Genomic DNA, 12883 nt, shown 5'->3' with positions numbered 1-12883 from the left:
CGCCGGCGGCCCCGCTCGACGCCGCGCTGGTGGCCGAGGCCCCTCGTGTCGGAGCGCGAGGGGCACCCCGGCCGGAACCGCGCTAGATGTACTGGCCCTGCTCTGGGTACCGCCGACCACGCGGCGCGCCTCTACCCAGTCACTCCTCACTCTGCGCGTCGTCGGCGTCCGGCGGCAGTCCCGCGATCCGGGCGAGGCGGCGGGTGGCCTGAGCCGCCATCGCGAACGCCAGCGTCAGAGACTCGTCGACCGACGGAACGCCCGAGCCGTCGTCGAACGACGGGGCGTAGTGATAGGTCACCATCGCCGCCGCGGCGCTGACCAGGTCGCGCGCGGCGGCAAGGGCCTCGATGTCCGGGGCCTGCTCGTCCGGCCCGGCCGCCCGGCTCAGGTCCCCGACGAGCAGGCCGATCCGCAGCACCACCAGCAGCCGCTCGACGTCGGCCGCGGTGGGCATCGCAGCGGCCACGACCTCGCCCCGGACCGGCCCGTACGCGGTGCGCAGCGCCTCGATGTCGGCACCGGCCTGCTCGGCGTCCATCTCGGCGCCGACCAGGTGCGCCTCGGCCGCGCCCAGCAGGGCGGTGGCCAGCATGACGGCGCGGGTGGCGTCGTCGGCGACCTGGTCGGGCTGCCAGTCGGCGCCGAGCACTCCGAGGGCGGCGCTCAGCTGCTCGATGTGTTCCACCTCGCGGCCGGCCACCCGCAGCCCCTTCGTCGTCGAGTCCGTGTGCCCTCCAGGGTGGTCCGCGAGCAGACCGGGGCGGGCGGGGCCGCGCCGGATTCACCTGATCGGGCGGCAGGCCACCGTGCCGGCGCCCAGCAGCACCGCTGCCCTCGCCGCCGAGGGAGCGGGTCAGCTCGCCAGCGATTCCTCCAGGCCGGCGACCCCGGCGTACCAGGCGACGTCCTGGACCGGGACGGGGCTGACCCCGAGTGCCGGGGCTACTTCGGCGAGCGTCACCGTGTCGCAGCCCTGCGTGGCGAACCGGTACTCCATCAGGGTGTTGTACGCCGCACCCTGCAGGTACGGCCGGGAGCGCGCGAGGACCTCCAGCTCCTTGAGCACGGTGGTCACGGCCCGAACCACGCTCCGGCCCCGCTCGGTGCCCGCGATCAGCACATCGGCCAGCGCATCCCAGCGGTCCGCGTACGGCCCGTCCGGTGCCGGCCAGCCCCGCTCTCCGGGCTGCGGGAACTCGTGCCCGACCTGGGCCCAGAGCAGCAGTTCGTCGGCGAGGAGGTCCACGCGGATGTCGCCGATCTCGCCGGCGCGCATCCGCAGCCGCAGCGACTCGGCGACGCCGGCGACGACCAGGGCCCAGTCGTCCTCCCCGAGGACAACCTCCGCGCGGGAGGTCAGCCGCTGTGGCCGCCGGCGGTACCAGGCGACGACCGCCTCCGCCCACGGCCATGCGTCGGTCAACGGGTGCCGGCTGTCATGGCTGACGGCGTACCGCTCGGCGTGCTCCTGGAGCTCGGTGTCGGGATCCCACACGGTTCCGGCCTCCCCGGGTCGATGACGGACAGCCAGTAGTCTGCCCGCTCCCGACCGCCCGTACGAGACACTCCAGACCGGCACTGCGGCGACCGCTCGGTTCTACGGGATTCCGCCTCGGACGGCGCCCGGCCGAGTCATCATCGCGGCATGGACGATGACCTGACCCCGCCTCCGGGCTACACCGCGCGCCTCGACCAGCTCGCCGCCACGGCCCGCGATCTGCCGCCCGAGGCGCGCGAGCGGATCGAGGCCGCCGCCGCCCGGGTCCGGGAGAGCCCAAGCGCGCAGGCCGTGGCCGCGCTGCTGGCCGAGCTCAAGACGGCCGGGCTCGGCGGTTAGCGCACCAGTGACCCGACCGACCGGTCCGCCCAACAGCGCCGACAGGCACAGCGCCGACAGGCCTCGACGCGCTCTCGATGAGGCGTCGAAGACCCGGCGGCGGCCGCCGTGGCCGGGCGGGCGCGGGATGCAGGCGGCCGGGTCCCGAGGGCAAGGGGGGTGTTCCGCGGGGCCCGGCCGGTGGGAGGCCAGCAGCGCCGGGGAGGACATGGGCGCGGCTGCTCTGCCCGGCGGCCCGGTGGTGCTGTGGCGGGGCCGCCGTGCCGGGAATGCTAGACCCCGACAGCCGACACTGGAAGGGTGCTGACCTGGGATTTTTCGGCCGCGAACATGCCATCCGCACGGCGTCGCCCTCCCGTTGGACCGGGTACGTCACAATCGGCACCGCCGGCCCCATGGGCGCCATCGCCGAGCAGCAGCTGCGCATCCTCGCCCGGCCGTTCCTGTAGCCCAGGCCGACGCGTTCTCCCGGCCGGCCGCGGGAACGATCCGAGCACGGACGAGGGTTGGCCCGGTGAACCGGGCCAACCCCTGCTTCACGCCGCCTGGTCGGTATGGTCGGCGTCGGGGTCGCGCGTGCAGAGGTGGGCGGTCGGGCAGGCCGGGCAGCCGCGGACGTCGACCAGGTCCGCGACGGCGTCGAACAGCTCCTGGGCACGCTCAACGGATCCGACGCCCTCGAACGTGGCGTACTCCTCCGCGGTGCCGACTGTGCCTTCTGAGAGATGGGCGCGGAGGTAGGCGAGTGCGGCGAACTCCTCGTGCCCCAGGGTTTGCGGGTCGCCGGGGATGCAGGTCTTGGGTACCAGGTCGCTGGCGATGTCGCCGCCGAACAGCCACGGATCGCCGGGCTTCGCGGGCTTGCCGACGACGACGCGCAGGACGGCGTCCTCGCTGTCCGGCTCGACCAGGAGCATGCCGGCCGCGTGGAGCTCGTGCACCGCGTTCCGCACGTCCGCCACCTCGGCCCTGCCGCCGAGCATGCCCGCGAGTTCGCCGGCGGGCAGGTTGCCGATGCTGCCGTCCGGGCGGCGCAGCCGCAGGACGCCACGGTCCAGGGCCATGTCCAGCCACGCGGCCTGCAGCGGGATCTTCGGTCCGTAGGCGGGGCGCAGCCGGCCCAGGCGCCGCATGAGGTCGACGGCTTGGGGGCTGAGCCTGGGGTCGGCTGCGGCCCGTTGGGGGTCGAAGCCGGGGGCGGGGGACAGCCACTCGTCGTAGCCGGGCGGCTGGAGCTGCTGCAGGGTGTACTCGACCGGTCCGTGCTCGCGGCGCGGCTTGCCCGGCTTTCTGCGTCCCACGTGCTGGGTGTCCTTCCCGTCTTGGGTGATGGCGGTGCCATTGAACACTGGCTGCAGTCGGTCGATTCCCGGGGGTGCTGTTGGAGCGGCGTGGCGGCTGCGGGTGGCGGCCGCGGGTTCGACGACGCCAATGGGAATACACTGGACACCACATCTGTTTTTCTCTGGTGTTCAGAGATAAGAGATTGGTCTTGAGGGGGACTCGTGGCGCAGCCCAGCCGCACGATTCAGATCGACGATGAGGTCTTCGCCTACCTCCAGCGGCACAGCGAGCCGCTGGTGGACACGCCGAACGATGTCCTTCGGCGGCTGCTGCTCGACGGCGAGCGGCCGGCGTCCGATCCTGCGGGTTCGCGGCCCACCGGGGCGCTGATGCCGCTGATCGAGGCCGGGCTCGTGCGGCCCGGCGACCAGCTCCGGCACATCCAGAGCCGGCTGAAGTTCACCTACACCGCTTCGGTGGCGGGCGACGGGTGGATCGACATCCCCGACGGGCGGACGTTCCGGCTGCCCTCCCCCGCGCTCAAGGCCCAGGTCGGCTACGACGTGTCCGGCTGGGCGCAGTACGTCCACGTTCCCAGCGGCGCCACGCTCGCCGAGCTGCGCGAGCGGCTGGCGGCCGGCCACCTCTGAACGTGGGCGGGGAAGAGCGGACAAGGCCGTCAGAGCGGGGAGAGCGATGAAGGGGGAGGACGTGGGGCTTTCGGAGGTGGAGAGTCGCGCGGTGCTGGAGGGGGTGGTCCTTCCGGCGGCCACCGCCGGGGCGGTGGCCCAGGAGCGGCCGGTGGTGGTGCTCGTGGCGGGGCAGCCCGGCAGCGGCAAGACCACCCTCGGGGACCTGCTGCACGCCGTCCTCGATGCGCGGGGCGGGGCGGTGCGGGTGGGCGCCGACCTGTACAAGGCCGCGCACCGGCACTACCCGGTTCTGCTGGAGGAGGACGTGCGCACCGCCGGTGCGGGCGTGCGGTCGGACACGCGCCGCTGGCAGGCCGCGGTGGAGGAGCGGGTGCGCGGGGGCCGGTTCGACGCGCTGGTGGAGACCGCGCTCGCCGACGCCGGCGAGGTGCGCGCGCAGGCGGCGGCCTACCGGGCGGCCGGGTACCGGATCGAGGTGGTGGCGCTGGCCTGCGCCGAGGCGTGGAGCCAGCTCGGTGTCCTCGCCCGCTACACCGCGCAGACGCTGGCGACCGGGGCGGGCCGGTACGTGTCCTGGGAGAACCACGACGCGTGCGCGGCCGCGCTCGTCGCGAGCCTGCGGGTGGTCGAGGAGGAGATGCTGGCCGACCGCGTCACCGTGGTGCGGCGCGGCCTGGTGCCGCTGTACGGCAACGAGCTCGTCGGCGGCGCCTGGGCGAAGGCGCCGGGCGCGGCGCGGGCGGTGGCCTCGGAGCGGGCCCGGTGGTGGGACGCCGTGGAGAGCGCGGGCTTCCAGCGGGAGCTGTCCCGCACCGAGCGGGCGCTGGTCCGGGCCGAGGACCGGGTGGCGGCCGACCGCGTGCTGGCGGTGGCCCGCGATGCGCGCCGGGCCGCCGCGTTGTCCGAACCGGTGCGCCGGGTCGCGCAGGCCCTGCGCCGGCCGCCCGGCGTCGACTTCCACCGGCTCTCCGCGGCCGAGCACCGCGAGATCTTCGACCTCGACATCGCACCGATGCTCCTGGGCGGCACCGTCGCCCGGGAGCGGCCGGTGGCGGTGTTCGTGGTGGGCCAGCCCGGCGCGGGCAAGACCAGCATCGCCCTCATGGTCAAGCGCGCGATGCGCCCCGGCACGGTCCACCTCGCCGGCGACGACCTCAAGATGCTGCACCCCGACTACTACGACCTGCTGCGCTGCGAGGCCCGCGAGGCGGGGGCCGCGATCCGCGCGGACTACAAGGCCTGGTTCGACATGGCGCAGGCGTACGTGCGCGAGCGGCGCGGCGACATCGTGATCGAGACCGCCCCCGGCAGCGCCCGCAACGTCCTGGCCGACGCCGAAGCGTTCCACCGCGCCAGCTACCGCGTCCAGGTCCTGGCCCTGGCGGTGCGCGCCGCCGACAGCCGCCAGGGCACCGCCGCCCGCTACGCGGACGCGCAGCGCCACGGAACTCCGGCGCGGTTCACCACGGCGGCCGGGCACGACCGGTGCTTCGACGCGGTGGCCGCCACCGTCGACCAGGCCGCCTCCTCGGACGTGGTGGACGACCTGGTGGTGATGGGCCGCGACGGGCGCGCACTGTGGCGCCGAGGACACTCCGGCGCCACACCCGGGTGGGCGCTGCACGTCGAGCGGAACCGCCCCTACACGGAGGCGGAGGCCCGGCGCTTCCTCACCGTGCAGGAGTCGGTGCGCCGGGCGCTGCCGCAGCACCGCCGGGAGGTGGAGGAGATCGCGGCGCTCGCCCGCCCGCTCCTGCCGGAGCGTCTGCGGCCCCTGCCGCTGGACGTGCCGCCCGCCGGTCCGCTGCCCGCCGTGCCGGCCGCCTGAGCGCCGGTCACCTCCCGCCGGTCAGCTCGCCCAGGACCGCCGTGTAGTGGTCGGCCAGGCGGGCGGCCTCCCCGGCGTCCACGCCGTCCTTCAGCCGCTGGAGGTCGGTCATGGCCTGCTGCCGGGCCTCCAGCAGAACGTCCAGGTCCGGGTCGGCGCCTTCCCGCACCGCTCGGCGCAGGTCGCGGATGCCCGAGCTGTACCAGGCCACCACCGCGGTGATGACCCGCACCGCCCGGTCCCACTTGCCGGGGGGCCCCTGCGGGCCGGAGCCGGCCGGCAGGCCGGGGTTCTCGGCGGGGCCGTCCTCAGGACGGGGGTCGGGCACGGTGGCACCACCTCGGATCGGATCGTCACGGTCGCCGCCAGTCTCACACGCCGAACCCGCCGCCGGTGCCGCGCCCGGTCGTCCCGACGCCCGGTGGAGGGGCGCCCTGTAGAGAAGCTCGCCCAGGCCGCCCCGAGGAGTACACCTGCAAGCGGTTCCTGCTGGACCTGTTGCAGGTCGAGTGCGCCGACCGCGACGGCAACTCCGGGAGCACGGGCTCGAAAGCCGTTGAGCCGCCTACCGTTCCGACGCGCCGAACACGCGCGCCACGCAGCTGTCGAGCAACCCCCCGAATGCCTTCGGCGACTCAACAGCAGGAGCTTCCGTCACCACGTCTCCCGTGAGGGTGTGAGCGTCGACGTCTGCCCAGCCCCCGCAGAACAGCACAACCCCGAGCACCGCCTCGCCCCGCCCCGCCAGCACCACGCCCACCGAGCCGGGAGCAGTGACACGGCCCCGGTCCGCCTCCAGAGCCTGCGGCCATGGCGCAGCCTCATCTCTCCAGGTCACAGACCCAACGACAAGACCCGTGTGCTCCCAGCCCAGGCGGCGTTCGGCGATCTCAGCTGCGGCTTGATCAAGGTCGATGACGCGTTCCATGCGAGGATCTTCGCCCGGATGTGCGCTGGCCTCCACCCCCTATCACCTTGCCGACGGCGTCCGCAGCGTCGCGAAGAGCCCCTTCAACGGCTTCGTGAACCCTCAACCCCGGATGACTGGAGAGCTCCGGCTACGAGGCGAACCGAACGTCCCATCGGAGACCGCCTCCTCGTTCACGAGCCCGACCTGGGTGCGCGAGGGCCGCCCGCTGGTGCTGCTCGGCGACTCCGGCACCGGCAAGTCGCACCTCCTGATCGGGATCGGCACCGCCATCGCGGATGCCGGTATGAGCCCTTGCTGCACCACGTTCAACATGCCGAGAGCAAGCGCCTCTGCAGCACCGGCCGGTACCGCCGCAAGTGGGCGAGGGCGTAGGTTGATGGCCGGTCAGACACAGGGGAGAGGGCACACGTGGCGCGAGACCTGCGGGCGCTGTTCGGCTCGAACAACCAGGCCCTGGACGCGGACGAGGCGTTCACCAACCGCCAGGCCCAGTGGGACGCCGTCTCCTCCGCGCTCACCGGCCACCTCGCCCGCATTGCCGCCCCCGGCTTCGACGTCCAGGACCTGGAGGCGCCTCGGCACAACGTGCTGGTCTTCCACGGGGTCGGCGGCATCGGGAAGTCCACGCTTTCCCGCAAACTGGAGGCGGCCCTCGCCGACACCGGTCGGCGCCCCGCGCAGTGGGGCGAGCCGTCCTGGCCCGCCGCACCGCGGCTGCTGCCGGTCCGTGTCGACCTGGCCCGCTCCGCCGGCACCGACTTCGAGCGCCTGGTCCTCGCCCTGCGCGCGGCGCTGGCCGGCCTGGACCGCCCGCTGCCCGCGTTCGACATCGCGCTCGACCGCTACTGGGAGCACAACCACCCCGGCGAACCGCTGGAGGACTACCTGCGCCGCGCTGGCCTGGTCGGCCGCGCCGGACGCGCCCTGCCCGGCCAGCTGCAGGCCGCCCTCGGGGAGGCGGCCCAGCAGCTGGGTCTGCCCGGCGCGGTCGGATCCGCCGTCGGCCAGGTCGCCACCGCCGCCGTCCGCGCGGTGCGCGAACGCCACGCCACCGCCCGGGCCCTGGCCGGCTGCCCGCGCCTGGCCGACCTCCTGGAGGCCGAGCCGGACCTCGAGGCGCTGGCCTTCTACCCGCATCTGCTCGCCTACGAGATCGACCGGCTTCCCGCGAAGAAGGCCGTCGTGCCCATCGTGCTGCTCGACACCTTCGAGGACACCGGAGACCGCACCAACCGCGACCTGGAGCGCCTGATCCAGCGGGTGGTGTGGCTCATGCCGAACACGCTGTTCGTCGTCACCGGCCGCTCCCGCCTCCAGTGGGCCGATCCCGCGCTGCAGGGCCAGCTCGACTACACCGGGCCCGCCGCCTGGCCGCAGCTCGCCGCCCACATCCCCACCACCCGGGCCGACCAGGCCGACCGGGCGAACGCTGGTCCGGCCGGATCCGCCAGCCCGGGCAACCGGGCCGCGGCGGCCGTCAGCCGGCAGATCCTGATCGGCGACTTCAGCCCCGAGGACTGCGAGGACTACCTCACCCGCCGCCTCACCGCCGACGGCCGGCCCCTCATCGACGACCGTCTGCGCCGGATCATCACCGCCCGCTCCCACGGTCTACCCCTCTATCTGGACCTCGCCGTGCTGCGCTTCCTGGAGATCCGCCGCACCCGCACCCCCGAACCCGCCGACTTCGAGCACGACTTCCCCGCCCTCCTCGCCCGCACCCTCCAGGACCTCACCCCCGACGAACGCCACGTCCTGCGCGCCGCGAGCCTCCTGGACGCCTTCGACGTCCCCCTCGCCACCGCCGCCGCCGGCCTGGACCGCCAGGCCGCCGCCCTGCGCCTGATCGAGCGGCCCTTCGTCCGCGAGCACGAGGCCGCGCTGTGGCCCTACCACCTGCACGCCGTCGTGCGCTCGACGATCCGCCGCGCCGACGACCACACCGACGACCGCTGGTCCCTGGACGACTGGCAGCACGCCGCCGCCCGCGCCCTCGACGCGCTTGGCGGCCAGTGGGCGGCGGGCCGGGACGCCGGCGGGCGGGCCCTGCTGACCGGCTGCCTGCGCCAGGGCCTCGTCCTCGCCCGCGACCACCGCCTCGGCCTCGGCTGGCTCGCCGACGCCGCCTGGGCCTACGTCTCCGACTCGGTGTGGGAACCGATCGCCCCGCCCGCACCCACCAGCGGCACCGACACCGACACCGACACCGGCACCGGTACCGGCACTGACACCGGGCAGACCTCCGAGGACGGACCGTCCGGCGCCGCGGTCCTGCAGACCCCGGCCGACGCCCTGGTCGAGGCCCTGCGCACGCTCGCCGCCCGCCAGCGCGAACACCGCACCCACACCGCCGACCGCCTCACCCGCGTCATCGACAGCCGGCTGCTGCCCGCGGACCTGACTGACCTCGCCCTCTACTACCGGGCCAAGGCCCACCGCGACCTCGGCCGCGCCGCCGCCTCCCGCCAGGGCATGCAGCAGGTCGCCGCCGGCACCACCCGCCTCGCCCCCGCCGCCCGCCGCGGCCTCGCCCACCTCGCCCGCCTCGACGGCGACTTCCCCACCGCCCTCGCCACCGCCCAGAACCTCGGCTGGGCCGGACGCCAGCACCGCGTCCTCGGCGACCTGTGGTGGGTCCACGCCGAGATGGACCAGGCCGCCGCCGCCTACGAAGCCGCCCGCACCGACGCCGAACACCACGGTGTCGCTGGCGAGGCCGCCACCTCCCAGGCCCAGCTCGCCTTCGTCCGCGCCTTCACCGACCCCGAGGCCGCCGACGACGACCTCCACCTCGCCGACCAGTTCCTCACCGGCCTCGACCTGCGCGCCACCACCCTCACCACCCGCATCGCCGCCCTCGTCCGCGACGCCGGTACCCCCGGCGACACCATCCCCGAGCGCGCCGACGTCCTCGCCGCCGAGGTCCGCGCCTCCGGCGTCCGCGCCGCCCACACCGCGCTCGCCCTCGCCGTCTGCTTCCACCACGCCGTCCGCGACGACCCCGACGACCAGACCGCCCTCGCCACCGCGATCCGGGACCTCGACCAGCTCACCCGCGACCGCGACTACGCCTACTACACAGACATCGCCCACTTCATGGCCGGCCTCCCCCTTCAGTTCCCCTCCCCCGCCCGCTGGTACGACGGCCCCGACCAGGTCCGCAACCGCTGGCGCACCCTCGTCACCGCCCGCCGCACACACCTCGGCCTCTGACACCGGGCAGGGCCGGCGGGACGCCACCGTCCGGCAGCAGCGGCCCCGCTTCCCGCCGACGTCACAGCCCTTCCCCAGCACCGACCGGTCGCCCTACGGTGAGGTCCCCCGAGGACCGGAGGTCCCCGTGCTGGCAGGAGCAGAGCCCCCGGCGACGATCCGGGGACGGCTATCGCGGGCGCGGCACAACGACCGGCTGGCACCGGATACCGTGGTGCCCAGAGGCAGAGGCAGGAGGAGCCCGATGAGCGTCCAACCCGTGTACCACCACCCCCCACAGCCACGAGTGCCCCGCACCCCCGACGGCATCGCCGCCGCGCTGCAGGCCGGCCGGCGCATGGAGTTCTACCGCGAACTCGGCCAGGCTCCGATCGATCAGGCCGAGCAGGTCCTGAACCGCTGGTGGTGCGAAGCGGAGATGGACACCGACCCCGACCAGGACCGCACCATCGCCGCCGCCCGCAACGGCACCCTGCCCACCACCACCATGGCCGACGTCCTACGGCTGCGCCGCGAACGGGGCGGGGACCTGCCGGGTGAGTAGCGAAGAACCGGACGACCTCTGGCCGGTCCTGCCATCCGAAGCCGTCCAGGACGCCCTGTCCGACCCCGACCTGCCCGTCGACCTGTTCTCCGTGATCGTCGCCCTCACCGTCGCGATCGCCGAGAACCCGTGGCTACCGGACAGCACCGCCCGCGACAGCGCCGGCGACTGGCGCCGACTCCCGATCCCCCACGGACGCGGCCTGGTCGAATACGTCATCGACCCCCACAACCACGTCGTGCGCCTCACCCGCGTCATCCCCCTCTGACACACCACCGCCCCCAGCCAGGCCCGTCACCCAGGGCCACCCTGCAACCGCCAGGCTCAGGAGGAGACGGATTCCTCGCCGTCTGGGAAGCCGATGCCGTCGCTCACTGCGCCCCGAGTCGGCGAAGGACCGCGGATGCGGAGGTGCCGGGGGCGGTGCCGGCCTGGACGGCGGCGTGGATGCGGTCGCCCTCCGAGTCGCGGTACAGCTCAGCGCGGAGCCACCAGCGCTTCAGCACGCCGCCGATCGTCGTGTCGTCGGCCTCCCCCATCTCCCGGTAGAACTCCATGCGCTGCGCGGGGGGCAGGGCTTCGGCGACGCCGTCCTGGGTGCGTGGGATGGGCTGGCGGCCGTCGTGGTGGCCGTGCACGGGCTGGGCGCTCACCGTTCCTCCGGAAGTCTCGTGCGGGCGGGACCGGTACCAGTGTCCCCCGGCCGGTACCCGGGCCCCGCGTTCCTTGGGGAAACCCCGGGCACCATCAGATCCGACGGTGCCCGGGGTTCCCCGGAGCCACCACACCGGTAGCGGGGCCTGTGGGCTTTCGCGTACAGCACGGCACCGGCCGTGGAAGGATGGCCGCCGGTCATCACTATGCGGGAGGGGTCAGTGACGCTCCGTCGAGACGAGTGGATCGTGCTGGAGGACCTGGCGGACCACGGCGAGGACGGCTGGGCAACGGGTACGCGGCCGCTGGGGAAGCGGTACCGCGCCGCCACGATCGTGCGCGGCCTGGCCGGGCACGGCCTGTGCGAACTCGCCCCCGACGATGTCCTCGCCGCCCTCCTCGCCATCGGCGGCGCGCGCCCGGACTGGGCGGCACGGATCACCGGCCTCGGCCGGACCGTCCTGACCTACCGGGCCCTCCAGCAGAACCCGGTACCTCAACCGGACCCGAACCCGGCGCCGGCCCGGATCGACGTCCGCGGCGCGGACATGGACATCCTGCGCAGCGCGCTCGCCTCCGCGGAGGCCGGCGCACTTCCCGGGGTCGACGTCCCGGCCCTGCGGACGGCGCTGGCCGGCGCCAGGCCGGTGTCCGGTTCCTTACGGCACACCATGAACCCGACCGGGGACGAGCTGGCGGCGGTGCACTTCGTTCTCCACCTGGAGTCCCTGGTCCGGGACGCCACCGGCTACCACCACCTCCTGCGGCAGCTCCCGTTCGGCTTCACCATGCCGAAGGCGTAGGGCAGCCCGCCCGGCACGGGCCGGACCGAAGTCACGACACCGAGGGAGCGCCCGCCCGGTCGGGACATCTGGCGCCGGGCAGGACCATCCGCCCTCCCGCGCAGGCGGGGTCAGACGATGATCGCCAGCCGTCTGCAGGCGAGCAGGGCGTAGCGGGATGACACCGGTGCGGATGGCTTTGTCGTGGTGGGAACGGCGTTCGGCGGGGGCCTGGGCGAACTGGTTCTCGGGTTTGCGGCGGCTGGGGATAGTCAGTTTCTGGCGGGCGATGGCGGTGGTGGCCGGGTTGGCGGCCGGGAGCTGAGCGGGAGCGGCCGTGCCCGGTATGGCAGTAGAGCCCAGATATGGCTGCAGGGCTCGGACCGCGGGTCGCTGTCCGGGCCGTGGCCTGTGCCTCTCTGCGGCGGTGGTGCGTCAGCTCTGTGCGGTGTCGTCGCCCGATTGCCCGGCGCTTTCAGTTGTGCCTGCCTTCTCGCGCATCTTGCGTACCAGTTCCGCTTTCTGGTCGGCTGCGCCCTGGCGGTCGAGGTTGCGGTGCGGGCCGTTGTTCTGTCGTTCGGTGCGGGACAGCTTCTTGCGCTGGCCGCCGCCCATGCCCACGGGGTTGTTGATGTTCTTGCTCACGGTCACGGGTCTCCGGTTAATGATGTGAAGTGATCTACGGATTCATCGGTGGGGGACGGGCGGCGACGTCGAGGGATGTCAGCGGGGCCCGTCACGCGCTCACTCGTAGATCGGCGTCTGGAAGAACATGACAAAGACGTTACCTGGTTCCGCCGGCCCCGCATACCAACCTTTTCGCTACCCCGGCGTCGGCCGGGCCTTCGCCGCCCGCCCGGGGGAGCCGCACCGCCAGCTGCCGCTCCCCGGCGGGTCTCGCGGCCAACGTGAGCGGATACACCCCGTGCCCGTGCACCCGGTGGAAGGCCACCTCCTTGCCGTCCACCAGCACCTCGGTCTCGGTGATCCACCCGGACCGCACGTGCACCGTGAAGGAGTGCCCGCCCCGTTCGAGGTGGAAGCTGTGCCGCTGGCGCATGAGGACCTCCCGGCAAATCCGGCGAAACCGTGGTCAGGCTACGACCAACCCGTCAAAGCATCTGAAAGTACGGCAATAGCAATGATCTTGCCAA

The 12883-nt window shown here is 73.8% G+C and carries 15 protein-coding genes; 7 read left to right on the top strand and 8 right to left on the bottom strand.

The features are described from left to right. Window positions 1-139 precede the first annotated feature (139 nt). Both ACFCLZ_RS38545 and ACFCLZ_RS38540 read right to left on the bottom strand, forming a co-directional pair. Complete coding sequence (locus ACFCLZ_RS38545; RefSeq protein WP_380286475.1) at window positions 140-703, bottom strand: hypothetical protein; 564 nt, start codon at window positions 701-703, stop codon at window positions 140-142. A 153-nt stretch (window positions 704-856) separates the two neighbouring features. Beyond that, window positions 857-1498, bottom strand: coding sequence for a hypothetical protein (locus ACFCLZ_RS38540; protein WP_380286474.1), 642 nt, complete (start codon window positions 1496-1498; stop codon window positions 857-859). Between the two features lie 150 nt (window positions 1499-1648). Here ACFCLZ_RS38540 and ACFCLZ_RS38535 point away from each other — a divergent pair, with 150 nt between their 5' ends. Beyond that, entirely contained in the window at window positions 1649-1840 is a 192-nt protein-coding gene (locus tag ACFCLZ_RS38535; RefSeq protein ID WP_380286473.1) for a hypothetical protein, read from the top strand. Window positions 1841-2376: 536 nt separating this feature from the next. Here the strand turns inward: ACFCLZ_RS38535 and ACFCLZ_RS38530 are convergent. After that, window positions 2377-3141: a hypothetical protein gene (locus tag ACFCLZ_RS38530; RefSeq protein ID WP_380286472.1), complete on the bottom strand. Its 765-nt coding sequence runs from the start codon at window positions 3139-3141 to the stop codon at window positions 2377-2379. A gap of 204 nt (window positions 3142-3345) precedes the next feature. Here ACFCLZ_RS38530 and ACFCLZ_RS38525 point away from each other — a divergent pair, with 204 nt between their 5' ends. Continuing rightward, complete coding sequence (locus tag ACFCLZ_RS38525) at window positions 3346-3774, top strand: hypothetical protein (protein ID WP_380286471.1); 429 nt, start codon at window positions 3346-3348, stop codon at window positions 3772-3774. Window positions 3775-3835: 61 nt separating this feature from the next. After that, entirely contained in the window at window positions 3836-5605 is a 1770-nt protein-coding gene (locus ACFCLZ_RS38520) for a zeta toxin family protein (RefSeq protein WP_380286470.1), read from the top strand. Window positions 5606-5612: 7 nt separating this feature from the next. Here the strand turns inward: ACFCLZ_RS38520 and ACFCLZ_RS38515 are convergent, their stop codons facing one another. Together ACFCLZ_RS38515 and ACFCLZ_RS38510 are read right to left on the bottom strand one after the other, a co-directional pair. Beyond that, complete coding sequence (locus ACFCLZ_RS38515; protein ID WP_380286469.1) at window positions 5613-5933, bottom strand: hypothetical protein; 321 nt, start codon at window positions 5931-5933, stop codon at window positions 5613-5615. A gap of 237 nt (window positions 5934-6170) precedes the next feature. Then, entirely contained in the window at window positions 6171-6533 is a 363-nt protein-coding gene (locus ACFCLZ_RS38510; RefSeq protein ID WP_380286468.1) for a hypothetical protein, read from the bottom strand. 411 nt (window positions 6534-6944) lie between these two features. On the opposite strand from ACFCLZ_RS38510, the gene ACFCLZ_RS38505 reads away from it, so the two are divergent. The 3 genes from ACFCLZ_RS38505 to ACFCLZ_RS38495 all read left to right on the top strand — a co-directional run bounded on the left by ACFCLZ_RS38505 (window position 6945) and on the right by ACFCLZ_RS38495 (window position 10561). After that, entirely contained in the window at window positions 6945-9749 is a 2805-nt protein-coding gene (locus ACFCLZ_RS38505; RefSeq protein ID WP_380286467.1) for an ATP/GTP-binding protein, read from the top strand. A gap of 244 nt (window positions 9750-9993) precedes the next feature. Continuing rightward, entirely contained in the window at window positions 9994-10293 is a 300-nt protein-coding gene (locus ACFCLZ_RS38500) for a hypothetical protein (protein ID WP_380286466.1), read from the top strand. Next, on the top strand, window positions 10286-10561 hold the full coding sequence (locus ACFCLZ_RS38495) for a hypothetical protein (protein ID WP_380286465.1): 276 nt from the start codon (window positions 10286-10288) through the stop codon (window positions 10559-10561). Before ACFCLZ_RS38500 ends, ACFCLZ_RS38495 begins: the two co-directional genes overlap by 8 nt. A 103-nt stretch (window positions 10562-10664) precedes the next feature. Here ACFCLZ_RS38495 and ACFCLZ_RS38490 read toward each other — a convergent pair whose 3' ends face one another. Beyond that, window positions 10665-10946 carry a hypothetical protein gene (locus ACFCLZ_RS38490; RefSeq protein WP_380286464.1) on the bottom strand — a complete coding sequence of 94 codons (282 nt, stop codon included), beginning with the start codon at window positions 10944-10946 and terminating at the stop codon, window positions 10665-10667. Between the two features lie 222 nt (window positions 10947-11168). Here ACFCLZ_RS38490 and ACFCLZ_RS38485 point away from each other — a divergent pair, with 222 nt between their 5' ends. Next, entirely contained in the window at window positions 11169-11750 is a 582-nt protein-coding gene (locus ACFCLZ_RS38485; RefSeq protein ID WP_380286463.1) for a hypothetical protein, read from the top strand. A gap of 414 nt (window positions 11751-12164) precedes the next feature. Here ACFCLZ_RS38485 and ACFCLZ_RS38480 read toward each other — a convergent pair whose 3' ends face one another. After that, entirely contained in the window at window positions 12165-12380 is a 216-nt protein-coding gene (locus ACFCLZ_RS38480; RefSeq protein WP_380286462.1) for a DUF6243 family protein, read from the bottom strand. 133 nt (window positions 12381-12513) lie between these two features. Further along, a complete protein-coding gene (locus ACFCLZ_RS38475; protein ID WP_380286461.1) occupies window positions 12514-12789 on the bottom strand; it encodes a hypothetical protein in 276 nt (91 codons plus the stop codon). Window positions 12790-12883: the final 94 nt, after the last annotated feature.

Source organism: Kitasatospora purpeofusca, assembly GCF_042691725.1.
Classification (GTDB): Bacteria; Actinomycetota; Actinomycetes; order Streptomycetales; family Streptomycetaceae; genus Kitasatospora; species Kitasatospora purpeofusca_B.
Note: the sequence above shows the minus strand (reverse complement) of the source record. Positions and strands in the feature narration are given on the sequence as shown.